This is a genomic window from Nostoc sp., from assembly GCF_036917235.1.
Classification (GTDB): Bacteria; Cyanobacteriota; Cyanobacteriia; order Cyanobacteriales; family Nostocaceae; genus Nostoc.
In genome coordinates this window covers 45,717-70,242 of record NZ_JBALDU010000007.1, presented here as the reverse complement: position 1 = coordinate 70,242, position 24,526 = coordinate 45,717, and the positions used below count along the sequence as shown (strand labels likewise).

The window sequence follows — 24,526 nt, the reverse complement described above, 5'->3', positions numbered from 1 at the left end:
GTATTCAGTCACGTCGAAACAAGCCAAATAAGGGAGCAAGAATTACCCCAAATACAAAACCACCAATGTGCGCCCAATATGCAACTCCACCAGTTTCCACGCTCATGTTAGCGGCTGTTTGCAGGGTAGCAAGACCGGAAATGACATTTTGCACAATGAAAATTCCAATTATGACTAGTGCTGGAACTCTGATTGTGGTGATGAAAAACCCCAAAAATATTAAAGTCATGACTTGAGCGTGGGGAAAGCGGATAATGTACGCACCCAAAATCCCAGAAATTGCACCACTTGCCCCCAAGGAAGGAATCTGAGAATTCATGCCAATAAACCATTGGCACAAGGCAGCTAAAGCACCACACGCCAAATAAAAAATCAGATATTTGGCATGACCTAATCGATCTTCAATATTGTTGCCAAAAACCCAGAGAAACACCATATTTGAGATTAAGTGCCACCAACCACCATGTAAGAATTGCGACGTAAATAACGTTATCCACTCTCCATTCAAATTGGTGGTTAACTCTTGAGGTACTACTGCATACTCACTTAAAAACTGACTCAATTGTGGATGTGACAGGCTCACCTCGTGAATAAAAACTAAAACATTCATGCCAATTAACCCATAGGTGAAATACGGGGTAATTCGCGTCGGATTTTCATCGTAGAGGGGAAACACAGGTGTTTTTCCTAAATTATTGACTAACTGCAATATAGCTTGTAAGGCTAGCAGTTGCGAAGGTTAAACAATTTCACCTATTAAATTAATCAGTATAATTGAGGGTAAATACGATACTATGAAAAATTACTTATACCAAGATTCTTCCTGGGATTTATCACTAAATAAACCCAACAGTGGGCCGAGAATTGCCCCAAAGATAAACCCGCCGGCATGGGCCCAGTAGGCAATACCACCACTTTCCATACCGATGTTGGTACGTGCTTCCAGGCTGGTAAGTCCGTAGAAGGCTTGTTCGAGAAACCAGAATCCTAAAAAGAAATATGCGGGGACACGGAAAGTTGGGAAGAAAAACCCTAAAGGTACAACGCCAAGAACTTCGGCGTTGGGAAAGCGGAGAATGTATGCACCCATAACACCTGCGATCGCACCACTCGCACCCAAAGAAGGAATGCTAGAATCTTGAGCGAAGAACCACTGAGTCAAGGATGCCAAAACACCGCAAGATAAATAAAACAGTAAATATTTGGCATGACCTAACTTATCTTCAACGTTGTTGCCAAAAATCCAGAGAAACAACATATTGCCAGCTAAGTGCAAAAAACCACCGTGCAAAAATTGTGAAGTAATCAAAGTTGCCCATTCTGGCACCGGTTGATGTACAGAAGTACCAGCAAAGCTTAAAGTCAGTTCTCGTGGAACCACAGCCGCAAGGTGTAAAAATCCATTTAATGCTTGTGGGGGAAGACTTGCTTCATAAAGAAAAGCGAGGACATTGGCAGCAATCAGCCCATAAGTAACATAAGGCGTGATTTTTGTCGGATTATTATCTCTAATGGGTACCACGGGCGTTTTTTCCTGATTTTAAGACAGTAATATCACAATACTGAATTTTTTAAGTAGTTTCTTCTACCTCGTGGATGGATCTCATTTTGAGACTTAAAAACCAAAAGAGTCATTTTGTAAGTGGCCAATGCGATCACCTTTTGTCATAATGTAGGCGATCGCCATCTCTAAACCGTTCACTACATCTGATTCCAATTCAATAGCCCATCAAACCCATGTTTTTTTCAAATTCTTTGGAAAATCAACTCCAGCGCTGGAACGAAACCATTCGCAATCAGCCAAAAAACCCAAATGCTTACATTCGCCGAGGCATGGTTAACTTTCAACTGGCTCAAATTGATGAATCCATTCAAGATTTTGACATAGCAGAACAATTGGATGCCCGTATTAAACCTTACCTCTGGCAATGGGGATTATCGTACTATTATGCAGAAAGATTTGCTGAGGGTGCTGAACAATTTGAAATAGATTTGACAGTGAATGCTCAAGATGTAGAAGAAACAGTATGGCGATATCTCTGCATAGCTCGTTTGTTAGGTGTTGAAGAGGCACGTAATTCTTTGCTAACTGTGAAAAATGACCCTCGACGCATCATGCAGCGCGTATATGATTTGTATGCGGGAAATTGTACACCAGATGATGTTTTAACTTCGAGAAATTCAGAGAAATCCGATTATGGTTGCGTGTAGCACCACTCATCATCACAACTTCGCCATCCCAATACTCGTAGCGTTCCTCTTGGGTAGGTTCCCAAACCAGATATTCTTCTGCACTCATCAAAATGTTGTCGGGTAAAGCAACCATCGGCGCGATCTCTTAATGATTGACTTAATCTAGAATAGCGAAAAAAGAGCCTTCTCTTTTGTTATGACTATTCCCACATTTTCTGAACAGAATAAGCATCGAATTTTTTATCCCTGCTAATAATAATAAAGGAGTGATTGATAGCCACGATCGCCTCTCAGACTTTACGCAATAATTCTCGAATAGCGATCGCACAATCAGGGAAGGCTAAAGGTGAAATTGTCACATCTTCTGCAAGTATGCTCTCACTGTGATATCCGTTTGGACTGGGGAGACGATACATATACAACTTGCGTCCATTGACATCTAAAATCCAGTACTCAATAATACCTGACTTAGCATAAGCGATCGCTTTGACTTCGCGATCGTATTTAAGACTGGAATCAGCTATTTCAATCAGTAAAAATACTTCGGAAGCATCGGGATGATGATCCTCATAATCTAATGGATTAAGCTTCACTACTGAAATATCTGGTTCTGGTTCCGAGTAATCATCAAGTTGCACTGGTGACTGTATTCTTAATAAAACTTTGTCACCCAAACATTGACGTAATAACCTTTCTGTGCGGGTAATTGCTGATTCGTGAGCAGTTCCTTTTGCTGACATTCTGATGATTTGTCCCGCGATTAATTCTAAGCGTTCTTCAGGATGCAAAATTCCCGCTTCCGCCATTTGGTGATATTCTTGAACACTAATTAGGCGAATATTGGTAAGCATAAGATTCACGTTAACGTCCTAACATTTTATCCCGCAGATGCTTTCTGGCGATCGCTTGAGCAAGTCATTAACGGCTAAAATCAGCAACGGCCAGCAACCTTAGACTAAGCACCAGCGATTTGCAACCGTCCTCTGCCATGACGTGTTAGATATTGTGGCGCAATTACACCTACCCAGCCTTAAAACTTAGCAAAACTACTCATCAACTGTCAGTGTTGCAACTTTTGAAATACGTTCTTGATCCCACTGATTGTAAGTCTGACCAGTGCTCTGGACTTTCCAAAACTCTCTTCCGTTAACAGATATTCCGGTAGTTATACTGGCAGCACCACTTGGACTAGGAATTGAAACATCTAGTGTGAGTTGTAAACTTACTCCATCCGATGTTTCTACCAATATTCCATCTTTCATGAATTGATCTCGCATAGCTCTATATGTTGCACCAATAGAACTCTTGGTTTCCTTTTTAATCTTTGAACCTTTCAAAATTACAAATTGTCCGTTTATTTCCTGAGCCTGAGCATTATAGTCAGAACTACTTGCTGTAAAAATTGGTGAAATACTGTTTGGTTCTGTTGAAGCTGGTTGATCTGTCTGAACTGCTAAAACTGTTGAAATTGTCGGCGCAGGAGTTGCAAAGTGAAAGTTGAGTACCGGTAAGAGAGTTAATAATTGCTCAAGAAAAGACTCCATGTCTACGACATCGGGTTCTGGTAAACCTGGCGTATCAGGAGATGTTCCATTTTCTAATGTTGCTCGACCAGTTTGGACCGCGATTTTAATTAGTCGGCTCTCTAAGTAGCGCACATGAGCTTTTGTCAGATTTTCATCTTTGCTAATGATAATAACTGTACGGCTCCAAAAGTCTTTTGCAGGATCGGTATTGTGCTGTGTTAAACGTTTTAGAATGTTATCACTTTCCCCTATATAAATCTTATCTTTGAGTGGACTACTTGGGTCTTCGCCAACCAGCGCATAAATACCTGTTCGCTTTGTTTCGCTACGTTGGGCTAGGCTAACAAGCTGCGTTCTAGGAGCTACAATCACTTTCCCCGTCCAGTTCATGATCTCAGTTGTCATTATTCCTGTAGCTGTTCCATCTACAAGAAAAATGCGGATAGATCGTCCAGACATAAGCCAATTTTTCCATAATGAGGTTTTTAATAGTTATCCCAAAACAGAGCTAGGTCTAACTATTGATTATATGGAAACTTTTCATATAGTCTTTTTCTTGATCGTAATATATCAAGCGTTACAGCTATAGCAGTCCTAAATCATTTGTGAAAATTATATATCTCTTTCTTCTTTCTTCCCTTTGCGCCCTTAGCGTACTTTGCGGTTCGTTTTCTTATTTAAAATTTTTCACGAATCAAATAGGATTGCTATAGCTCGTAGCAATTTCTTAATGTACCATATCAGCTACACGATCCCACTGAGCATCTGTTGTAGATTCAAATTATCGCTTCTTGGTGGCAAGTTGAGTGCTTTGTCACCTAAACGTTGACCTAATAAACTTTCTATGCGGGTAATTGCTGATTCGTGAGCGTAAGATTTAGGTTAACGTCCTAACATTTTATCCCGCAGATGTTTAATGCGATCGCGCAATTTCCCCGCCTCTTCAAATTCCAGTTTCTTCGCCGCTTCTTTCATCTGCGCTTCTAACAGAGTAATCAACCCTGGAATCTGTTCTAATGGCAGTTCATCTAGATGTTCATCTACAACTTTCAAGTCAGTTGCATTTAACCGCCGAGATACATCTAAAAAAGCCAAAATCGCATTACTTGATTTTTTCACAATTGGTTGGGGTGTAATCCCATGCAATCTATTATGTGCTGTTTGAATCCCACGCCGCCTATCTGTTTCATCAATGGCTTTAATCATGCTACCTGTCATATTATCGGCATACAAAATGGCTTGTCCCTGGACGTGACGCGCGGCTCTACCAATAGTTTGAATTAAGGAACGCTCGGTTCGCAAAAAACCTTCTTTATCTGCATCCATAATTGCTACTAAGGAAACTTCAGGTAAATCCAACCCTTCCCGCAGCAAGTTCACACCAACTAATACATCAAATTTCCCTTCGCGCAAGTTCTGTAAAATTTCAATGCGCTCAATAGAAGTAATTTCGGAATGTAAATACCGTACTCTTATACCGTGGTCTTGCAAATATTCGGTTAAATCTTCGGCCATCCGCTTAGTTAATGTAGTAATCAACACTCGTTCATGGCGGTCGGCTCTATCTTTAATTTCTCCCAGTAAATCATCAATTTGTCCTTCTGTGGGACGCACGGAAATTTCTGGATCAACCACTCCAGTTGGCCGAATCACTTGCTCAATTACATGGTCTTCAGAAACTTCTATTTCCCAATTTCCGGGAGTTGCTGAAACAAAAATACACTGATTAACTTTTTGCCAGAATTCTTCTGCTTTCAAAGGACGGTTATCAGCAGCGCTAGGAAGCCGAAATCCATGTTCAATTAAAACTTTTTTTCTCGCTTGATCGCCATTATACATCCCGCGAATTTGGGGTACGGTAACGTGAGATTCATCTATAACTAATAGCCAATCTTTAGGAAAATAATCAATTAAACATTCTGGTGGATCTCCAGCTTGTCTTCCTGCTAAGTGGCGGGAATAGTTCTCAACGCCGTTGCAATAACCGACTTCGCGCAGCATTTCTAGGTCATAGCGTGTACGTTGATCTATGCGTTGGGCTTCTAATAGTTTCCCAGCTTGTTCTAAGTCTAGTTTTTGCTGTTTTAACTCGGCTGCAATGTCATGACAAGCTACTTCTAAGCGTTCTTCTGGCGTGACAAAGTGACGCGCGGGGTAAACATTCACCGCTTCCAAACTTTTGAGAATTTCACCTGTCACCGGATCGATGTAGCGAATCGCGTCAATTTCATCACCGAAGAATTCGACGCGAATAATTCGGTCTTCATAAGCTGGGCCAATTTCTAAGACATCACCACGAACACGAAATTTTCCCCGGCCCATTTCGATGTCGTTGCGGCTGTATTGAACATTTGCCAAATCTCGTAAAATTTGGCGTTGATTTACTTCCATACCTATCTGAAGAGGGATGGCAGCTTTCAGATATTCTGCTGGCATTCCTAAACCATAGATGCAACTGATGGAAGCTACGACAATGACATCACGACGTTCAAAAAGCGATCGCGTCGCTGAATGCCGCAACATATCTATTTCATCATTAATTGCCGCCGTTTTTTCAATATAAGTATCGGTAACGGGAATATACGCTTCTGGCTGATAATAATCGTAGTAGCTGACAAAATACTCGACTGCGTTGTTGGGGAAGAAATCCCGCAACTCGTTACAAAGCTGTGCAGCCAGGGTTTTGTTATGTGCCAGAACTAAAGTAGGCTTGCCAATTTTCTCAATAACTGCTGCTACCGAAAATGTCTTACCAGTTCCAGTGGCCCCTAGTAAAGTTTGGTAACGATTGCCTGATTGGATACTAGCAGTTAATTGTGCGATCGCTTGTGGTTGATCGCCTGTGGGACTAAAGGGAGCTTGAAGACAAAATTCTGTCATACAGTTTTGCTGTAAATACCCTATCTCATGGTGACGATTCCGCCCTGTGTCCATTGTAGCTGGCTTCTTAGACTAAAATAAATAGTAATCATTGTTTACGAAAATTATTAATTCAAGTTTACTTATGTATCAGTTTTAAAGATACTTATATCTATGTGAGGTTTTTTAAGGTTAAACTCTAAGGTATATGGGAAAAAATTTCATCTTTCCTTAATTATTGTAAAATTCAATTAACAAACTAGAGGTGTTCGTTTATGACTATTAGCAACGCTGGCAAAGCAACCAGTTCTCGGCAAAAGTATGCCAAGTCTCCAGGGGAAGCTACAGAGGAAGTTGAAAATCAACAAGACCAGAGCTTGAATGCAGATAAAGTCGAGGAAGTTACTGAACTGCCAGTGGGAGCTTCTGGAACACTCGCCATTTCTGGAATTCGTCCTATAGGTGCTAGCGACTTAGAAGTTGCTGAACACCTCTCAATTGCTGGGGTGCGTCCTGTTAGCACTAGTACGTTAGAAGTAGTTGAAACCTATAACTCAATGGGTATTCGTCCAATTGGCGCTAATACATTCCAAGTAGTTGAAAGTATAAATCTTTCTGGGATTCGTCCAATTGCCTCAAGTTCATTGGTGATTTCTGAAAGCTATTCAACATTCGGTAATCGTCCAATAGCACCAAATGAGATTGACAATTCTGAAACCCTGATGGGTTTTCTAGATTAAACAAAAAACATCCCCATAACTTTAAGTAACCCATTTTCTACAAGAAACTGGGTTTTTTCTTTAAAAAGTAGATATTACCATATTTATATTTACATTTGTTCTACGTCTTTTAGCATAGGTAACTAAACTTGCCTGACTTTAATTTACATTAAGTCAACAGCCAGGATGCTTGCTACCATTACTTTTCTTCATTTTTAGTTTTTAATTTTTAATTTTTAATTGTTTAATATGCCTTGTGGTAGAAGGCTTTAGCAAAAACATTAAGTTACTGTGTAAAAGTAGTAACAAAGAGTTTCAAAGTTAGTTTTTTTATAACTTTGAAATGAGTATGAGTTTTTAATTAAATCAGGAGTATCAAAATGAGCATCGAAGATCGCGCAAAGGCTGCTGCTAAAAATGTTGAAGGTAAAGCCCAAGAAGCCTTAGGAAATATCACTGGAGATCCAGAAGATAAAGCTAAAGGTAAAGCAAAGCAAGCTGAAAGTGAAGTACGTCACGGGATTGAAGACGTAAAAGATAATGTAAAGAAAAACATTGACTAATAATTCATGATTGTTTTGCAGAAAGTCTAGGAATATAAATGGGATGGATTCCATTTTTGCAGAAAAATGTGAGTTGTTTGAAGACCAAGCTAAACTCTTGTGATATTCCCTGAGCAAGGAGTAGACAGTAAAGTATTGGCTTCATTGGCAGAGTTTTTGTAGAGATGCGATCGCGTCTCTACACTTTCCAAAAAATTTTAAAATTTAGATATAGTTATTTTGGCAAGTTAGTATTGAGGGAGCATCCCAATTTTGCAAATTTACTAAGATAACAGATTGTCATTGCGAATGAAGCGTTCGCAATGACAAAATATGTTTTTACACGTTTGGGATGCTCCCAGTATTGAAAGCTTGTACTAAGCACTATGGTGATTAGTTAAGCATAAATTTAAACTTATCATTGAAAAATTCAATTAATTAGTTTACGTAGATTTAAAAGAATAGCTTTCAAAATTTAAACGATCGGCATATATCAATAGTTGAGACTTTCTACACAGGGAGCATCCCACTTTTTTGCCTGTCATTGCAAGCGTAACGAAGTGGAGCGTGGCAATCCCATCAACTGGTGCTTAGTAAGATATTGGGGGATTGCTTGTCTGCGACGCGCACTTGCGTTCGTCGTCCCTCCTCTCTACGAGACGCTGTTCGCGTTCGCAATGACAAGTTATTCTCTGATCGCAAAGTAAAAACTGGGATGCACCCTTCTACACATAACCTCAACTGCATGACTATGACTGCTGATGATATTAGCAAAGTAGCGTGATGTTTACGATGGGCGTAGCTGCGGTAACTTTGTTTAATGGTAAAATTATTCCAAATATCAGGAAATTGTAGTAATATAACACGGGCATTAACTATCTTCAGCTACATTTGATTGTTAGCGTTCTTAAATTCACAATCGATGAGAATATACCGTGAGCTTAACTCTCTATTTCCTCCGTCACGGACAGACAGAATGCAGCCGTAATAATTCATTTTGCGGTTCCATAGACTCAGAACTTACCCCAGAAGGGTTGGATATGGCAAAGGCTTTTGCTGACGCATATACTTCTAAGGATTGGACCGCAATATTTTGTAGTCCAATGCGGCGAACTGTATTGACAGCAAAACCTTTGTGTGAAGCAATAGGGATAGAACCACAATTTAGGGATGGTTTGAAGGAAATCAACTATGGCTTGTGGGAAGGAAAAACTCCAGAAGTAATTACGCGTGAATATCACGATGATTATATTCGCTGGTCAGCAGATCCGGCTTGGAATGCTCCCAGTGGTGGAGAAATGGCTGTTACAATTGCTTATCGCGCCTTGTAGGTAATTGAAGAAATCAAGCAAAATTACAGTACTGGCAATGTTTTAGTTGTATCGCACAAGGCAACTATTAGAATTATTCTGTGTAGTTTTCTGGGGATTGATGTGGGACGCTTCCGTTTTCGGTTGGGATGTCCTGTTGCTTCGGTCAGTATTGTAGAATTTACCTCACACGGGACGCTGTTAAAGGTTTTGGCAGACCGTGGTCATTTGGATGAGCGGTTGCAAAATTTACTAGGAACGTGAGGAGTCACTGACATTGCATTACTCTCACTAGGGGATTATTTTAGGGATTGAAAGCTACAGGCATTGATTTCATACCTCGCAAGGATGGATTTTGATGCCATTCAATTCGATCTGTATCCAAGTGGAGATTACTAAGGCGGCGCACAATGGTATTAATGGCAATTTGTGCTTCAAGTCTGCCAAGAGATGCACCGAGGCAAAAGTGGGTTCCTTTTCCGAATGCCAAGTGTGGGTTTTCAGGGCGTGTAATGTCTAATTTATCGGGGTCTAAAAATTGCTCAGGGTCACGGTTGGCAGCACCAATTACCAGAAATAGGCGTTGCCCTTGGCTAATTTGTTTGCCATCAATTTCGAGATCGGTAACTGCTATGCGGGCCTGACGTTGTACTGGGCTGTCATAGCGCAAAAACTCTTCTACAGTAGTTGTAATTAGCGAGGGGTCATCCTTTAACTTTTGCATTTGACTAGGATTTTTGAGTAAAGCAAGTAAGCCGTTAGCAATCAAGTTGGTGGTAGTTTCATGACCCGCAAAAGTTAAGAAAACGCAATTGGATAAAATTTCGTCGTCATTGAGAGAATTTCCCTTTTCTTGTGCAAAGATGAGGCTACTCATGAGATCGTCTTGGGGATTATGACGACGTTCTTCAAGGATGTGGCGGAAATATTCGGTCATTTCGATAATACTTTGTTGAGCGCTAGTCAAAATTTCTGGCTTCATGCGGAACATGCCAAAAAATCTTGCCAAATCGTCAGACCATTTCTTAAACTGTTCCCAGTCTTCGGACTTTGCGCCCAGCATTTGGGCGATGACGATCGCGGGCATTGGGTAAGCTAAATCATGAATAATATTCATGTTACCTCGCTCATAGACACCATCAATTAGTTCGTCTACTAGCGTCTGAATTCGCTCTGCCATGCTGCTAATGATACTAGGAGTGAATGCCTTGTTAAACAACGCACGCAGACGCGTGTGTTCTGGGGGGTCGCAAAATAGAATCCATTTTGATAGAGTTTCCAGAAGGGGAAGTATATTCTGTTGCTCTGATTCTGGTATTTTACTAATAGGCGGACGCTTGGCCGAAATTCGTTTGTCTTGCATAGCTGCGGCAACATCTTTATAGCGCATTAGATACCAGCCCCCAAAAAAATCACTCCAGTAAACAGGATCTTCTAATAAAATACGGCGGTAAGTAGGATAGGGATTGGCCAGTACTTCTGGGGCAGATAGATTGTATCGGTCTTGTTCTAGATTACTGAGTGACGACATGAGTTAGAAGCGATTAAGGATATAAGTCAATAATTCTATATCTAGTAGTATCCCAGAGCAAAAGCAACATTCAGGTTGCTTCGTCTGTACTGCGACATACTAACTCAAATAATTGCAACTGCTTCCCTTACGAAAATACTTGGTATGATTTGGGTTTATGTGGCTTTTGATTTATTACAGATACAGTCATAATTTACTCAAATAAATTTTTATGCAGCCAGTTATTGAAAGCATTGTATTACGTCAAATGGCTTCGGGCGATCGCCTCTACTTACAAATATACAAATTCATCGGCGCTCAATCTGGTAAAAAGGTATACATTCAATCCAATCTGCACGGTGCGGAAATTGCTGGTAATGCCGTTATTCACCAGCTAATTGAGTTTTTGCTAACAATAAATGATACAGATTTAACTGGAGAAATTTGGCTAGTTCCCGTTTGTAATCCAATGGGGACAAATGAACGCGCTCATCATTTCTCCCCTGGGCGTTACTGCGTTTATGAAGCCAAAGACTGGAATCGCATCTTTTGGGACTACGAGAAAGAAGCTGATGATTTAGTAGCTTTTACTAAATCTCAACTTCATAGTGATCTAAAGGTCATTCGACAAAATTATCTAACTATAATTAAGCAACAATTCGCAAAAATTTTAGAAAAACTTAATTCTTCTAGTGGTGTCCCTTACACTGAGCTTTTTGCCTATAAGCTACAAAATCTCAGTTTAGATGCAGATTACTTAATTGATTTACATAGTTCTACAAATCAAGCATTAGACTACGTTTATTACTTTCAAAATCGAGAAGATAGTGCAAAATACTTCCTACTAGATTTCGGAATCTTACTTGATAAATATGATGGTGATGCTTTTGATGAAGCTTTTATCAAACCTTGGTTAGCACTGGAAGCTTGTTTTAAAGATTTGGGTAGAGAAATTAAGTTTGATGTGGAAGCTTGGACGCTGGAATTAGGAACAGGAATGCAAATGAACGCTGATTCAGTTGCTAAAGGTGTACGGGGTGTAAAAAACTATTTAGTGCAAAAAAGTGTACTGCAAATTCCTAATTTATTGGATGACACAAAAACCTATGAAATGACTTTTGCATCTAGCAGCAACCGGAAAAAATATTATGCGATCGCAGGTGGTATGATTCAATCCAGAATCGAATTAGGTAGCACAGTCAAAGCTGGAGAAAAACTGTATCAGATTCTCAGCTTTAATAAAGAAGGTCAACTACCTACTGTAATTGATGTCTGCGCTCAACATGATGGATTAGTTTATGATGTCGCAACCAATCAGGCTGTGAATGAAGGCGAGTTTGTACTAGGAATTATTAGCTAGTCATTTGTCATTGGTCATTGGTCATTGGTCATTGGTCATTGGTCATTTATCATTGGGAGTTTAGAGTTTTTTAACTCCTCACTCCTCACTCAGCACTCAGCACTCAATTCAGTCTCCCAAATAAATACTCATACCACGAGCAGTTTTAACTAAAGTACCATTGGGATCGACAGCGCTATATTGAGCGATCGCTTCTGTAATTGGTACACTTAATACTTGGCGATTTTGCCATGTCACCATGCGATCGTATTTATCCTCGGCAATCAAATTAACCGCCGCTACGCCAAAGGCGGTTGCAACTAATCTATCCAGTGGTGAAGCAGTTCCACCTCGTTGAATGTGTCCTAAAACTGTGACTCGCGTTTCTACACCGATGTGCTGAATAATTTCATCGGCTAAATATTCACCAATCCCACCGTATCGAGATTGACCTAAACGATTGGTAATCGTCACATTTTCGCCATCTTGGGTACGAACTGCTTCAGAAACAATAATCAAACAATAGTTTTTGCCTTTTTCTTGGCGTTCTTTGATTTTGTGGCAAATATGCTCAACTGTATAAGGAATTTCGGGAATTAAAATTACATTTGCTCCCCCCGCAATTCCCGCAGCTATAGCTATGTGTCCGGCATCACGCCCCATTACTTCCAAAATCATGACTCGGCTATGACTTGCAGCAGTAAAATGTAACCGATCTAGTGCTTCTGTGGCAATATTTACTGCTGTATCAAAACCGATGGCGTGTTCGGTAACGCCAATATCGTTATCAATGGTTTTGGGAATACCTACTAAATTAATACCACCTTGTTGAGCGAGGCGACGCAAAATTGCCAAGCTACCATCGCCACCAACACCAATCAAAGCGTCTAAACTTAGTTCATGATAACCTGCAATAATTTCTTCGGAGCGATCGCATAAACTTCCATCCGCCATTGGAAAAGCAAAAGGGTCGCCTTTATTGGTTGTTCCCAACATTGTGCCACCCGCAGTTAACAACGAGTCAACTTGGTCAACCTCCAGCTTGGTGAATTGTGGCGGACGTGCCATTAATCCTAGAGTCGCTTGACGGATTCCCAAAACCTCCCAGCCGTAAGTATTTACAGCACAATTTACTACAGCCCTAATCACAGCATTTAAGCCAGAACAATCACCTCCACTTGTCAGAATTCCTATGCGTTTGGGTTCTCCCACATTTTTTATTGACATTTTGATCCAAATGTATATGTTAAATAGTTGATGAAACTTAAGCCAAAGTTAGCAGCAGATTAAACCTCAGCAAAAGTCCTCCCTGTTAATGCCAAAGTAATTTTATGTTTCTTTTGTATCTAAAAACAAAACTAAGTCTAAAAATTCAGCAACTCTTGAGCCAGAAGTCAGAAGTTATGTGAGTTTGGTATGATTGCCGATGAAATGAGGTAAACTTGGAGTTTAATTTTTTTAATATTATGACTACTGAATTCTGACTCCTGAATACTACAACTAAGGTTATCTCAGCTGTAAAATATAAGTGTAGAGTCGGTAGTAGATTAAACCTCGGCAAAAGCAATCCCTAAAAATGCCAGGGTAATTTTATGCCTATTTTGTGTCTAAGAAAAAACCAAGTTATCCCAGCTATAAAATATGAGGGTGGAGCCAAAGGTGACTAGTATTGAAAATTACACTTTCTCTTTTTCAGGAGAAGTAGCAATTCCCCAGGCTCCTCCTGAATTCAAATCAGGTTTTATCGGCATTGTTGGTCGTCCAAATGTCGGTAAATCTACTTTGATGAATCAATTAGTAGGACAAAAAATTGCCATTACATCACCAGTAGCACAAACTACACGTAACCGTTTGCGCGGTGTATTAACCACACCAGAAGCGCAGTTAATATTTGTAGATACGCCAGGAATTCATAAGCCCCATCATCAATTGGGCGAAGTATTGGTACAAAATGCCAAAATTGCCATTGAATCGGTAGATGTAGTGTTATTTGTGGTAGATGGATCTGTAGCTTGTGGATCGGGCGATCGCTACATTGCTGAATTGCTCAGTCGCAGCAAAACACCAGTAATTCTAGGTGTGAATAAAACCGACCAACAACCGGCTGATTCGCAGTTTCTAGATGATAGTTACGCTCAGATGGCCCAGTCTCATGAATGGGAAATCGTGAAATTTTCGGCCAAGACTAGTACAGGATTACCGCAACTTCAAGAATTATTAATTGAGCATTTAGAAATTGGGCCATTATATTATCCTCCAGACTTGGTAACTGACCAGCCAGAACGCTTTATTATGGGTGAATTAATCCGAGAACAAATTTTATTATTGACTCGTGAAGAAGTACCCCATTCAGTAGCGATCGCCATTGATTTAGTAGAAGAAACTCCCAGCATTACGCGTGTACTTGCTACCATCAACGTCGAGCGTGATTCCCAAAAAGGCATACTCATCGGCAAAGGTGGAGCCATGCTCAAAGCAATTGGTAGTGAAGCCCGCGAACAAATTCAAAAATTAATCGCTGGCAAAGTTTATCTAGAATTGTTTGTGAAAGTCCAGCCAAAATGGCGACAGTCGCGGATTAGTTTAGCAGAGTTAGGCTATCGCGTGGAAGAATAATAATTGGTCATTTGTCATTAGTCACTGGTCATTAGTCATTGGCAAGCAGAAAAAGCAAAGGACAAAGGACAAATGACTAATGACAAAGGATAAAGGACAAATGACTCTTAATTAATAAAAATGTCTTTAGATACTCACTATCCCTTAAATTTACCCGTCAATGCTCCGCCATTGCGCCTGTTAATTGTCGAAGACGATCCGATGATGCAACTGGGATTAGAGCAATCATTAATGGCTCATCCTCAGATAGAGATTGTTGGACAAGCTGAAGATGGTTATTTGGGAGTTCAAGCCGCACTGCAACTGAAACCTGATTTGGTGGTTATGGATATTGGATTGCCGCGATTGGATGGCATTGCTGCGACACAGCAAATTAAGGCGGCATTGCCAGCAACTCATGTAGTAATGCTGACATCTCATCAAACAGAGACAGAAATTATTGCGGCATTGTCTAGCGGCGCAGATGCATATTGTATCAAAGGTGCAAGTGTGGAACGATTGTTAAGTGCGATCGCAGCCGCAGTTGATGGTGCAGCCTATCTCGATCCCCAAATTGCACGGCGAGTAATTGATAATCTCAAACCGCCTTCACCCACCACCAACACCGCCAACTTATCTGGGCGCGAGTTAGAAGTGTTAAAGCTGATGGTAGACGGGTTGAGTAATCCCGAAATTGCCGAAAAACTCTATCTCAGTCCCAACACCATCAAAACTCACGTCCGCGGAATTATGAATAAATTAGCAGTGGACGATCGCGTGCAAGCAGCAGTTGTAGCACTGCGTTCTGGGTTGGTTTAGAACACAAATGCAACCCAATCCCTAATCCCCAGTCCCTTTTACTCCCATCTACAAGTAGAGGCGTACATATATATGTACGCCTCTATAGCTGATTAATTTGTTGCCAAGATGTTTGAAAAATAGTCTACCTCAATGCATTTTAGTTAAAAGAGTTTGAGAATTGATTAGGGTCTACATTAGCAGGAAATAACAAAATTTCCTTGCCTTCTAAACTTGCTTTTTGGTGAAGCAAAATTGCCTTTTCCAAAGAACAATATTTAATTGGAACCCAGCTGTCGCTATAAAAGTAGACAGTTACTCGGCTCATTGCATACTCTTTCAACGGCAGTGGAAGAGACCAGGACGAGTCCACAGTTTGAACCTTAGCTGTTGAGTCCATGCTTTGAACCTCAGTTATTAAGTATATTTACTTTCCCTCATCATAATGATTTGAAGGAACTATCATAAGTAATAACAATCTGCCTTAAAAGTACATCTTTAGATAAAAATTAGAATAATTAAAATTGATCTCACGACCTTGCCACGAAATGCGATCGCTACTTCTTGTGTCTTTGCAGCTTGGGTTATATCCACAGCATCACCCCCTGGAATAGTGGTTACTGAGATCGCCATTGCACAAATATAAGTAGGGATTTAATTGAAGAGTGCGATCGCATAACCTAGTTTTTTTACAGCTATTTTCAGCTAAATAGCTGTAAGCTTTATGCATCTAACTCTTAACAAATGTCCACTCTAGTACCTTGATCGGGGCTTCTTGTAGTACTTGAGATAATTCGGTGCTGCTCTGAAACTTTACCTGGGAGAGGTCGCAAGCTTCGACGTTGACCGTGAATTTATTGTCTTGGAAGGGCCAGGGTTTGACAACAACCAACTTATCACTGCGCTGCATGATGTCATAGCGCTCACCTTCAGGCCCCTTGCTAATTTCTAAAAACCGTTCATCGTCAGGTAGTTCTTGCTGACATAAAATGAGCGAAAGGCGATCGCACCATTGCATAAATGCATAGGCTGCATCAACTTCCTCCTTTTTGATGCCCAATTCTTTGCGCCAACCTTGCTGATTTTGAAGTTGCTCGTCTAAAAGTTTGTCTAATTTTGAAGACTTACCCCGGCTTGACTCATTTAAACGGCTGATGTGCATAGAAATTAATAGAGCTACCCATCGTCCACGGTAAAGGGCATTCTTTGCCAAATTAGCCAATTTATCGACACCTACATCTAAATCGGCATTTGTGGAGAGCATGAAGTCCTTTGGCGCACCCGCTTCAGTCAGAATATCTTCTTCCCACTCTTTTTCTAAATCATCGTGATGAGAAATTGCAGTTATTGTTTCATATAACCTTGCTGGAGCATCTTTGCGTCGCCATTGTCCCGCTAGTTCAGCTGCTAATAAAGCATGGGCACGATGATAAATAACTTCCCAACCATTTGGCGTAGCGTTGACAATCACAAGTTAACCTCCTGATACTGAGTTTTGATTTGGAGTTGAATTAATTTCTGAAGTCAGAAATATCGGGGTAAAAATTGAAGCAGCGATCGCTCTAACTTTTTCAGTGTGGCTGAATATTTAATAGCTATAGCTATTAAATAATTGAGTGTAATACCCAAATACTTAAATAAAAATCCCGACTTCTTAGAAAAGTCGGGATTTCTTTGCTCACAAAATGTAGCTAAACAGCCCAACATTTTCTAAATAAGGTAGGTTATTTGCCCACCAGATTATTGGGAGTTGTTCAGAATCTGCCAAAAACTTCTTTGCTCATCAAAATAAACCTATATTTTGGCTGCAACCTATGCAATTAAGAGTGGCTTTCTAGGGGATTAGCAACGTATTTGAATGTTGGCTCAGAATTCCAAGGGCCACGCTCATCCTTACCATCTCCGTTTGTAGATAGGTTGTAGTAGAGAGCAACAGTTTCATCTGGCTTAATATTACCAAAGAATGGATCTGTCAACTTACCTAGTGAATCTAGAGCTTTCATAAACATCTGAGTATGAGAAATTTCTCGTGTTAACAGATGCACTAAAGTCTCTTGGGTTCCTTTGTCGGTTGCCAACTTAATCAACTCTTCGTAAGTCTGACGAGCGCCAGCTTCAGCAGCAACGTTAGCTCTTAAATCACGCACTACATCTCCGCCCTCATTTAAGTAATTTGCAGTCCAAGCATTACCTTGGCTATCTAGAAAATGAGGTCCAATTCCTCGGACTGCAAAAAGAGTACTCTTGTAAGCCTCTGTTTGATCTACATTTTTAGTATGAGCCTCAATGAGTTTACCAACCATTTCTAAATGGCTGAATTCCTCAATGGCAATGTCTTGGAGCATATCTTTAATGCCAGCGTTTTCAACATGGAATGATTGAACCCAATATTGAAGTGCTGCACTAAGTTCTCCAGTAGCTCCGCCAAACTGCTCTAAAAGCAACTGAGCAAAACGAGGGTTTGGTTCACTAACGTTAACTGCGTGAATAGGCTCTTTTTTGTGAAAAAACATAGATTTACACTTCCCAAAATTTGGTGTTACAGAATGAATCAACTTATCTTTTAGTCTTTTTCCAGATAGAGCTAATTTGATGTTTTATAGCTTCTTAAACTGGTGAACTAGAAGGCTGAATAAAATACAGTAGTTCTCTCAGGGTTGATAACTGCCAAACAGCGGTTATACATTGCTGCTTCTTCTGATTAATCCCCACAAATAAATAGCAACAATTGCACCAAGCACAGCCACTAAAATATCAGGAAGAGTTAAACCAGCGCCAGCCGCAGTAATTTGCAGAGTTCCTGTTCTTAACAAGGTAAATAAACTTCCACGGACGAAAGCATCAATGATACCCAAAATCATTGTGGAGAGAATTCCGCCGCCTTGATAACCAGGATAAATAGCTTTAGCGTAGGCGTAGCCTGCCGTTAGGCATAGCACCTGCCAAAAGTCCTAAAACTATCCAAGCAATAATACTCATAACCGCCTCAACAATCTCACTCACTTAATATCTAAGTTATCAATTCTAATTCAGAATTCTTTCTACCAGATGGGGTAAATGCTAAATCCAAAAGTTATACAAAATAATTTATACCCAGATTGTATAGATTGGATGATAGTTGGCATATTTACATCTTAATGTCAAACAAAAATTTTAGCATATTTATAATTTATATTTTAGTAAAAATATATAATCACAGATATAATTTTTCCTTGCAAAGTAAAGATTAATTTACTAGTCAATCTATTCTTTTTCATCTCTACCCTAAGGCATAAAGTTTGTATCTAACTTTTTGGGGATGTATTACAAGTATTTGCTCATACAATTATTGAGAACTTTCGTTCGTTATAGTTGATCATTAATTATCTATATAAATAATTAACCAAGCTTTTTGTACATTTTTTATTTAACAACTTTATTTGAATTTCCCGATGCTTTGGGGAGGCGAAGTTTTGTCTAAAGCCAAAACTGGAGTGACGCGGATACTGATTGTAAGTCAGTGGACTTAATACCACGTGGGCATTGCCGTGCCCCTATACTCCGCGACATAATGTTGTACCGCATCTGAATGGGAAGTCTTAATAATATCCCCTCAACTTTTATTGTTAAATTAGATTGAGGAGATAATATGTGGTAAATATTTGCAAAAGCGATCATCAAATAGCGCGGGAGAACTTTGTCTCTCGCGTTCTTGTGTGAGTATCAAATATCACGGCAATATTTCTTACTAATAATCTACCGATGTCGGTAATCTGAATCTGATTTTTTGATAAACTGACTAGACCATCGGCTTCTAGTGGTTTTAACGCCTCTAGCTCCTCAGAGAAATATTCATCAAAATTGATATGATATTTGTTTTCAATATCTTGCTTATGAAGCTGAAAATGAGACATAATACCCATAATCACATCCCGTCTAATAATGTCATTTTGAGTGAGTTTGATACCTTTACTAACAGGTAAACTACCTGCTGCCAATGTCTGATAATAATCCTTTAACTCCTTGTGGTTTTGAGCATAAGCATCTTCTAACATACTGATGGATGTGGAACCAAAACCAAATAATTCTGTCTCGGCGTGGGTAGTGTAGCCCTGAAAATTGCGTTTGAGAGTGCCATTACGTTGAGCGATCGCTAATTCGTCATTAGTTTTAGCAAAATGATCCATGCCAATAAATAAATATTGGTTATTCGTCAATTCTTCAATGGTCATTTTCAGAATCTCTAACTTTTCCTCGGCTGGGGGTAGAGCCTCTTGAGGAATATTTTTTTGTGTCGGTTTGAGCCACGGCACATAAGCAAAGTTAAAGACAACAATTCGGTCAGGATCTAATTCAATGGTCTTTTTCAGCGTCTCTTGAAATGTCTCGCGTGTTTGATATGGTAAACCATAAATTAAGTCTACATTCACACTTTCAAACTTAGCTTCTTTGATCCAACTCATGACATCAAAGAGCATTTCTTCTGGCTGGACGCGATTTACAGCTACTTGAACTTGGCGATTAAAATCCTGAATGCCAAAACTAATGCGGTTAAATCCAATCTGTCTTAGAAAGAAAATGTAGTTTTTATCGATATAGCGGGGATTAATCTCAATTGAGATTTCTGCTTGTGGATCGATGTTGAAATAACGATTGATGTTTTTCCATAAAAATTCTACTTGGTGACGCTCCAAGTAATTAGGAGTACCGCCTCCCCAGTGGATTTGCAGCACTTTTCTATCTGGATCGATTAAAGCTGCGGTATTTTTGATGTCTTGAACCAAAGACTCCACATAAGGTTTAGCAATATTCTTGTTGTTGGAAATTACTGTATTACAACCGCAGAAGTAGCAAGCACTTTGGCAAAAAGGGATATGGAAATATAAAGAAAGAGGGGTTTTGCGTTGATTCGACGCGGCGATCGCGGCCTTAAAATCAGTTTCAGTGAATGTTTCACTTAACTCTGTAGCGGGCGGATAACTGGTATATCTAGGTGCGCGAGTGTCGTACTTTTGAATCAAATCCAGATCAAACTTGACACCAGGTAATAGAAAAACCATTGAGTTGCTTTCCAATGAATGAAGGGATAGGTAGAGACGCGATTAATGGGGAGCAGGGGAGAAGTTACAGTAAGTTTTCCCCTTTGCCCTTCTGCCTCTTGTGACAAATGACAAATGACAAAATTAATTAGCCGCAGCTACTTCAGTGCTACCTGAATTCTGAGAACGAGTGAGGCTATTAAAGAGAACTAGACCGAGTGCTTGAATTAAACTTCCCTCTAATTCTTGAGCCATCTTTAAATTGAACCCAAAGGCATTATTGGCTTCTGCAACAATCCGTTCTGCTGTTATATCATCAACGGGTAATGCATTTAATGCCTGACGATACTTATCCTTAAATGCCTTTTTGTCAGGAATTTGCTCAAAGTTATAAAAGGATGTGCCTTCATAGCCAGAAAGCTTCAGGGCCGACTGAGCAACTTTTTGTAGCATTTGACCCCCAGAAAGATCGCCCATGTAGCGAGTGTAGGCATGACCTAGCAATAAGGCTGGTTCACTAGCAGAAATTTCCCGAATGCGGTCAATGTAGCTCTGGGCAGCAGGTGAGGCTATAACTTGCTCTTTCCAATTATCCCCATAATAGAACACCATGTCTTTTTCGAGTGAGGATTGGCGATTAAGTTCAGGAAAGTAAACTGCACTAATCACAGGATGCTTTACATGGCTCTCTAATACGGCTTCTAGTTCGCTGTAGACGTAATACAAGTTGCTTAAGAATTTAGCGAAGCAGTCTCTATCCACAACTCCTTGCAAAAAACATTTCATGAATGCCACATTTTCCGCTGATGTGTGGGCTTGTTGAGTTCCAGAGCGGAGTTTGATGGCTAGATTGCTACTCATTGTTGCTTCCTTCATGTTCAAGCGCAAGGTTTTGGGCAGTCACCGACTCACGATGCCTACCACGACCAGCTAAAAAATTGTTATTCTAGGTTTAGAAAGGATCTGCATCACTCTATCCACAACTGCCGATGCAAATCCCAGCTATTTTTATTTCTCCTAAAATTATTTAACTATTCATTTATATATAGCTATTAAGATATTCATATTTATTTATGTTTTTCTGATGCTCATATTCAGGCACATCCTAGTTGACTAGTAACAAAAATGGTTGTGAGATAGGCATTTAAACTCTTCTGAAACGATGGGTGATAAGCGCTGAACTCGTCACTTATGGTCGTGAGTGTGCAGCTTGCAGAAATAAAATTTGGGCGTTGCATATTTGCGGGATGATTTTGCTAGTTTTGTGGGATGGGCATCTTGCCCGTCCCTTGTATTTCAGCGCGGGCGAGACACCCACCCTACAAGAATCATCCCTTGATTCAGCAACGTATTTTAGTGCTATTGAAGGAAAAATTTAACTTAATCTTATCCTTGTTTTGATTTGTTCTTAGTTGTACTAAAACTTTTAATACAATATATTCTATTTAATTAGTATTAAATCTTCTATAAAAATCCAATTTAATTTTTGAAAAGCTTGCCTGTTATAGCTTTTAGTGATGTAAATCAGAGCTTCAGTATACTTAAGAAGATTAATACCGGATTCTTAAGAGTTCTATGTGATATTCTCAAAACAGATTTAAGGATTCAGCTGACCGTTTGGTATGGCCCTCACTAAATCAGGATAAACTCTATGTATAGATTCCAGATCAGTGCATACACTCAAGCGGGCGAATCCATTGGTCTGGTGGGTTCTACTCCAGAGTTGGGATTGTGGGATATTAGTAAATGTGTTCATCTGCGTACAAGTGGCGATCGCTATCCTTTATGGTGGACAAATATTGACATTCAACTTTCTGGCGATGGACAAAGAGTTGAATATAAGTATGTGCGTCTCGATGCAAACGGCAACGCAACATGGGAGAGCTTACTAGATACAAATCGCTGGATTCCAATTGACTCTAACGATCGTGCCAGCAAAATTATTGTGGATGATGGCGCATTCGGTTATTTACAACCTTATCCCTTCGGATACTTTCAGGAGTCGGCTGTCAAAATCCTCCTGGATGAAGAGTCTGAAGGGTTAAAAATCGTAGTTATTGGTAGTTCCGTTGCATTAGGTCATAAAGCCTGGTTTTTGAAAGGTTGGGTCTGGTTGTTGGCACAGGCTTTACAGCAAAAATATGGGCATCAACTCGTGAATGTGTCGGAGGTGGGGGCGAATGTCAGCAGAACGATCGCTCGATTCCCCTGGTTTGTCACCCCAGAAAAACCGGATATCGTCATCATTGCCCTATCTCTGGGTAACGAAGGGTTAGCTTACTGTTCCCCTCACGAACGGCGGGCGGTACAACGGCGGTTTGAAAGTGGCTTGCAGCAGCTTGTGAAAATGACGCGCGACATCGGAGCAATCCCGATTTTAGGCGGAGTCTATCCCAACGGTGATTATTCCCTGGAACATTACCGGCTGATCCGAGACACACACAAACGAATGCTCAGTTGGGGCGTGACTTTATTGGATTGGTTGGCAGCTGTAGATGATGGACAAGGACGATGGAAAGCGGGGACATCCTTCGATCCGGCTCACCCGAATACAGTCGGTCATAGCCTTATGTATCAGCAGATCGACCACCATTTATTCGATATCAACAAAGACGCATTAGCAAAAGAAAAACAATGCTTCCGGCAACCAAATGAATTCCCCATCTACTTTGATAATGGGGGCTTTCATGTCTCTGTGTGTATGGAAGAGAAGCATTTACGGATCGTTAATTCATCGGCATACAGCTACACGATCGCTCCCTATTGGCAAGAACTACAAACTGCACTGCAAAGTAAGGGTGGATTGATATCAGGTATTTACATTGCGAAGAATGCCCAGACGGGGACGCTCCCTTTCTTGGCTATAGAGGATGGCGCGATCGCAACTACAATAAACATCCCCCCAAATACCGATTTAGAATATAGCGCCGCCTTCAATCTCTTTTCGTCAAACAACGTTTTATTCTATGACGGACATTTGGGGATTTTGCAAGCGGATGAACGCCACCTCTGGATAATCAACGAATCAGACAGCGAGTACAACATCCAGCCGATGTGGACGGAGGTTTGCAACGCCCTTAAAGCCATGCCATCGGGTGTTTATGAAGATCCACTTTATCCCGATGTCCCCTTTCGCACGATGATGATTGGTAAGGATGGGTTAGAAAGCCGGGTGAAAGCACCACCTAAGTCTGCGGTGTTGTTCCAATACAAATGTGAGTTATCGGATATCAGCCGTGTGGCAATTCTTCCCCTTGGCGATCGCTGTGCCGTCCGCATGATGCTATATAAGATGGAATATGACGGCCCCGCCTTTCCGTTTGATCTAACGCGCACCACTAATATTGCAGATGTTGCAGATGCGATCGAACACGGTTTTGATGATATGTGGAATCCTGCTTATTTGCATTACAGTCCTGATGCAGGCAGAATCTACCATAGTAAGTGGTCGGGTTTATCCTTTGCCCATGAAGTCGAAGAGACAGACGACCCAAGAAACGATATGTCTCCCGTCCATGAACGGATGGGCGTTCGTTACACAGCACGCTCTGAAAGGTTTTGGTACGCACTGCGGCATTGCGACAAAGTGCTTTTTGTTCGCACAGGAATTAGCGATCGCGGTGGTGTGATAGATTTAGTTAACAAGCTGCAAAAACAATGCCAGGAAAAGCCATTTCATTTGTTGCTGCTTGCTCCCCAAAGCAGTGATGAGTTTTTAGACCTTCCCAATGTGCTGCACTATAATGTCGAGTTTAATCCCGATCGCATGTATGATGATTTGGGACACTGGATGTACTGCACAGAGGTGATGCGAGGAATTCTGGAATCCCTTGGGGTGTCTAGTAAAAACCTCTTTTGGTGTCCGCCCAAACCTCCGAAGGGGTGGGAAATTAGATAGGAGCAATGCCTGCGGTGGACTGCACCAACGCTTTTCGACTACTCAAGCCCTTCGATATAATCCGGCTTACAAACATAACTACGACTAGAGGAGCAATATAGATATTGGGCTTCCTCTAATTTTTTCCTGCTATGCAACACCCTACGATAAAATATTTCTTAAACTTCACACTATACTTCACACTATGGTATTACGATATATGTAAAGAACGATAATGCA

At 40.5% G+C, this 24,526-nt stretch carries 19 protein-coding genes and 4 pseudogenes; 8 read left to right on the top strand and 15 right to left on the bottom strand.

Going from position 1 to position 24,526, the window contains the following annotated elements:
* Positions 1–4: 4 nt before the first annotated feature.
* Together V7K44_RS02005 and V7K44_RS02000 are read right to left on the bottom strand one after the other, a co-directional pair.
* Positions 5–676 (bottom strand): rhomboid family intramembrane serine protease, encoded by a 672-nt coding sequence (locus V7K44_RS02005; protein ID WP_334928153.1) that lies wholly within the window; start codon positions 674–676, stop codon positions 5–7.
* Between the two features lie 126 nt (positions 677–802).
* On the bottom strand, positions 803–1,522 hold the full coding sequence (locus V7K44_RS02000; protein WP_334928151.1) for a rhomboid family intramembrane serine protease: 720 nt from the start codon (positions 1,520–1,522) through the stop codon (positions 803–805).
* Between the two features lie 215 nt (positions 1,523–1,737).
* Between V7K44_RS02000 and V7K44_RS01995 the strand changes: the two are divergent.
* A pseudogene (locus V7K44_RS01995) lies at positions 1,738–2,184 on the top strand (tetratricopeptide repeat protein); the annotation flags it as partial.
* Here V7K44_RS01995 and V7K44_RS01990 read toward each other — a convergent pair.
* From V7K44_RS01990 to uvrB, 4 genes and pseudogenes are all read right to left on the bottom strand, one after another.
* A pseudogene (locus V7K44_RS01990) lies at positions 2,168–2,326 on the bottom strand (Uma2 family endonuclease); the annotation flags it as partial. The pseudogenes V7K44_RS01995 and V7K44_RS01990 overlap by 17 nt on opposite strands.
* Before the next feature lie 157 nt (positions 2,327–2,483).
* The gene (locus V7K44_RS01985; RefSeq protein ID WP_334928149.1) at positions 2,484–3,044 is read right to left on the bottom strand and encodes a Uma2 family endonuclease; all 561 of its coding nucleotides are present in this window, start codon (positions 3,042–3,044) and stop codon (positions 2,484–2,486) included.
* Positions 3,045–3,239: 195 nt separating this feature from the next.
* A complete protein-coding gene (locus tag V7K44_RS01980) occupies positions 3,240–4,178 on the bottom strand; it encodes a GIY-YIG nuclease family protein (RefSeq protein ID WP_334928147.1) in 939 nt (312 codons plus the stop codon).
* 423 nt (positions 4,179–4,601) lie between these two features.
* Positions 4,602–6,599 (bottom strand): excinuclease ABC subunit UvrB, encoded by a 1,998-nt coding sequence (gene uvrB / locus V7K44_RS01975; protein WP_334928145.1) that lies wholly within the window; start codon positions 6,597–6,599, stop codon positions 4,602–4,604.
* A gap of 254 nt (positions 6,600–6,853) precedes the next feature.
* On the opposite strand from uvrB, the gene V7K44_RS01970 reads away from it, so the two are divergent.
* From V7K44_RS01970 to V7K44_RS01960, 3 genes and pseudogenes are all read left to right on the top strand, one after another.
* A complete protein-coding gene (locus V7K44_RS01970; protein WP_334928143.1) occupies positions 6,854–7,318 on the top strand; it encodes a hypothetical protein in 465 nt (154 codons plus the stop codon).
* A 359-nt stretch (positions 7,319–7,677) separates the two neighbouring features.
* Entirely contained in the window at positions 7,678–7,860 is a 183-nt protein-coding gene (locus V7K44_RS01965) for a CsbD family protein (protein ID WP_069070399.1), read from the top strand.
* Positions 7,861–8,774: 914 nt separating this feature from the next.
* Positions 8,775–9,413, top strand: a pseudogene (locus V7K44_RS01960) (histidine phosphatase family protein).
* A gap of 40 nt (positions 9,414–9,453) precedes the next feature.
* On the opposite strand, the gene V7K44_RS01955 reads toward V7K44_RS01960, so the two are convergent.
* Positions 9,454–10,680, bottom strand: a complete 1,227-nt coding sequence (locus V7K44_RS01955) for a cytochrome P450 (protein ID WP_334928141.1) — start codon at positions 10,678–10,680, stop codon at positions 9,454–9,456.
* A gap of 211 nt (positions 10,681–10,891) precedes the next feature.
* Between V7K44_RS01955 and V7K44_RS01950 the strand changes: the two genes are divergently transcribed.
* Positions 10,892–12,019: a succinylglutamate desuccinylase/aspartoacylase family protein gene (locus V7K44_RS01950; protein ID WP_334928139.1), complete on the top strand. Its 1,128-nt coding sequence runs from the start codon at positions 10,892–10,894 to the stop codon at positions 12,017–12,019.
* 108 nt (positions 12,020–12,127) lie between these two features.
* Here V7K44_RS01950 and V7K44_RS01945 read toward each other — a convergent pair whose 3' ends face one another.
* Positions 12,128–13,210, bottom strand: coding sequence for an ATP-dependent 6-phosphofructokinase (locus tag V7K44_RS01945; protein ID WP_334928423.1), 1,083 nt, complete (start codon positions 13,208–13,210; stop codon positions 12,128–12,130).
* A 429-nt stretch (positions 13,211–13,639) separates the two neighbouring features.
* Between V7K44_RS01945 and era the strand changes: the two genes are divergently transcribed.
* Together era and V7K44_RS01935 are read left to right on the top strand one after the other, a co-directional pair.
* Entirely contained in the window at positions 13,640–14,614 is a 975-nt protein-coding gene (gene era, locus V7K44_RS01940) for a GTPase Era (RefSeq protein ID WP_334928137.1), read from the top strand.
* A gap of 120 nt (positions 14,615–14,734) precedes the next feature.
* Positions 14,735–15,412 (top strand): response regulator transcription factor, encoded by a 678-nt coding sequence (locus tag V7K44_RS01935; RefSeq protein ID WP_334928135.1) that lies wholly within the window; start codon positions 14,735–14,737, stop codon positions 15,410–15,412.
* Between the two features lie 139 nt (positions 15,413–15,551).
* Here the strand turns inward: V7K44_RS01935 and V7K44_RS01930 are convergent, their stop codons facing one another.
* The 7 genes and pseudogenes from V7K44_RS01930 to V7K44_RS01900 all read right to left on the bottom strand — a co-directional run bounded on the left by V7K44_RS01930 (position 15,552) and on the right by V7K44_RS01900 (position 21,270).
* Positions 15,552–15,791 (bottom strand): hypothetical protein, encoded by a 240-nt coding sequence (locus tag V7K44_RS01930; RefSeq protein WP_334928133.1) that lies wholly within the window; start codon positions 15,789–15,791, stop codon positions 15,552–15,554.
* Between the two features lie 98 nt (positions 15,792–15,889).
* The gene (locus V7K44_RS01925) at positions 15,890–16,024 is read right to left on the bottom strand and encodes a hypothetical protein (RefSeq protein ID WP_334928131.1); all 135 of its coding nucleotides are present in this window, start codon (positions 16,022–16,024) and stop codon (positions 15,890–15,892) included.
* Between the two features lie 97 nt (positions 16,025–16,121).
* The gene (locus V7K44_RS01920) at positions 16,122–16,862 is read right to left on the bottom strand and encodes a DUF3891 family protein (RefSeq protein ID WP_334928129.1); all 741 of its coding nucleotides are present in this window, start codon (positions 16,860–16,862) and stop codon (positions 16,122–16,124) included.
* A gap of 349 nt (positions 16,863–17,211) precedes the next feature.
* A complete protein-coding gene (locus tag V7K44_RS01915) occupies positions 17,212–17,904 on the bottom strand; it encodes a manganese catalase family protein (RefSeq protein ID WP_334704370.1) in 693 nt (230 codons plus the stop codon).
* A gap of 165 nt (positions 17,905–18,069) precedes the next feature.
* Positions 18,070–18,370: pseudogene (locus V7K44_RS01910) on the bottom strand (GlsB/YeaQ/YmgE family stress response membrane protein).
* A gap of 677 nt (positions 18,371–19,047) precedes the next feature.
* Positions 19,048–20,430, bottom strand: a complete 1,383-nt coding sequence (gene hemN, locus V7K44_RS01905; protein WP_334928127.1) for an oxygen-independent coproporphyrinogen III oxidase — start codon at positions 20,428–20,430, stop codon at positions 19,048–19,050.
* 123 nt (positions 20,431–20,553) lie between these two features.
* The gene (locus V7K44_RS01900) at positions 20,554–21,270 is read right to left on the bottom strand and encodes a biliverdin-producing heme oxygenase (RefSeq protein WP_334928125.1); all 717 of its coding nucleotides are present in this window, start codon (positions 21,268–21,270) and stop codon (positions 20,554–20,556) included.
* A 790-nt stretch (positions 21,271–22,060) separates the two neighbouring features.
* On the opposite strand from V7K44_RS01900, the gene V7K44_RS01895 reads away from it, so the two are divergent.
* Entirely contained in the window at positions 22,061–24,307 is a 2,247-nt protein-coding gene (locus tag V7K44_RS01895) for a DUF1796 family putative cysteine peptidase (RefSeq protein WP_334928123.1), read from the top strand.
* The last annotated feature ends 219 nt before the right edge of the window (positions 24,308–24,526 follow it).

Bases quoted from the DNA above. Each gene is read 5' to 3' on its own strand.
- V7K44_RS01985 (WP_334928149.1), bottom strand. From the start codon at position 3,044: ATGCTTACCAATATTCGCCTAATTAGTGTTCAAGAATATCACCAAATG.
- V7K44_RS01980 (WP_334928147.1), bottom strand. From the start codon at position 4,178: ATGTCTGGACGATCTATCCGCATTTTTCTTGTAGATGGAACAGCTACA.
- uvrB (WP_334928145.1), bottom strand. From the start codon at position 6,599: ATGACAGAATTTTGTCTTCAAGCTCCCTTTAGTCCCACAGGCGATCAA.
- V7K44_RS01970 (WP_334928143.1), top strand. From the start codon at position 6,854: ATGACTATTAGCAACGCTGGCAAAGCAACCAGTTCTCGGCAAAAGTAT.
- V7K44_RS01965 (WP_069070399.1), top strand. From the start codon at position 7,678: ATGAGCATCGAAGATCGCGCAAAGGCTGCTGCTAAAAATGTTGAAGGT.
- V7K44_RS01955 (WP_334928141.1), bottom strand. From the start codon at position 10,680: ATGTCGTCACTCAGTAATCTAGAACAAGACCGATACAATCTATCTGCC.
- V7K44_RS01950 (WP_334928139.1), top strand. From the start codon at position 10,892: ATGCAGCCAGTTATTGAAAGCATTGTATTACGTCAAATGGCTTCGGGC.
- era (WP_334928137.1), top strand. From the start codon at position 13,640: ATGAGGGTGGAGCCAAAGGTGACTAGTATTGAAAATTACACTTTCTCT.
- V7K44_RS01935 (WP_334928135.1), top strand. From the start codon at position 14,735: ATGTCTTTAGATACTCACTATCCCTTAAATTTACCCGTCAATGCTCCG.
- V7K44_RS01930 (WP_334928133.1), bottom strand. From the start codon at position 15,791: ATGGACTCAACAGCTAAGGTTCAAACTGTGGACTCGTCCTGGTCTCTT.
- V7K44_RS01925 (WP_334928131.1), bottom strand. From the start codon at position 16,024: ATGGCGATCTCAGTAACCACTATTCCAGGGGGTGATGCTGTGGATATA.
- V7K44_RS01915 (WP_334704370.1), bottom strand. From the start codon at position 17,904: ATGTTTTTTCACAAAAAAGAGCCTATTCACGCAGTTAACGTTAGTGAA.
- hemN (WP_334928127.1), bottom strand. From the start codon at position 20,430: ATGGTTTTTCTATTACCTGGTGTCAAGTTTGATCTGGATTTGATTCAA.
- V7K44_RS01900 (WP_334928125.1), bottom strand. From the start codon at position 21,270: ATGAGTAGCAATCTAGCCATCAAACTCCGCTCTGGAACTCAACAAGCC.
- V7K44_RS01895 (WP_334928123.1), top strand. From the start codon at position 22,061: ATGTATAGATTCCAGATCAGTGCATACACTCAAGCGGGCGAATCCATT.